Annotated in this window: 1 protein-coding gene; it reads left to right on the forward strand. The window is 67.7% G+C overall.

The window, feature by feature from the left end; genetic code table 11:
• The coding region (locus JNK74_29525; protein MBL7650314.1) for a hypothetical protein at positions 1-600 on the forward strand (600 nt) is incomplete at both ends.

Below are 600 nucleotides of genomic sequence, written 5' to 3' on the forward strand. Positions count from 1 at the left end.
CGAATGGCGCGGCTCGAAGACGCCGGTGCTGCTGTTCGGCGGGCGCCGGGGCCAGGTGATCGGCCTCGACCTCTACGACAACACCGAGGGCAACTACAACTTCGCGCTGGGGGGCTCTTCCGGATCCGGGAAATCGGTGTTCCTGAACGAGATCGCCTGGTCGTACCTCGGCGCGGGCGCCAAGGTGTGGATGCTCGACCTCGGCAAGAGCTTCGCACGTCTGTGCGAGAAGGCTGATGGCCAGATGCTCGAGTTGCGCGCCGGGTCCGGGCTCAACATCAACCCGTTCACCCACATCGTCGACTTCAATGACGACATGGCCATGCTGCAGGCCGTCGTCGCCAAGGCGGCGGCGCCTTACGGCGCGCTGGAGCCGTTCCAGTATGCCGCGATCGCGACCGCGCTCAACCGCCTCTACGACGCCGATACCCTGCTCGCCGGCAGTGCACGGCGCGCGCTCGCGGCGGTGGACGAACTGGCGCTGGCCAATCCCGGCCAGTTCCCGGTAGACCACGGCGCCAGCTACCCGAACACGACCTTCGGCGGCCAGCTCAAGCAGGTCGCGCAGTTGATCAAGGCCGACGTCGGGCTGCGCGTCGC

This window comes from Candidatus Hydrogenedentota bacterium (assembly GCA_016791475.1).
Taxonomy (GTDB): Bacteria; Hydrogenedentota; Hydrogenedentia; order Hydrogenedentales; family JAEUWI01; genus JAEUWI01.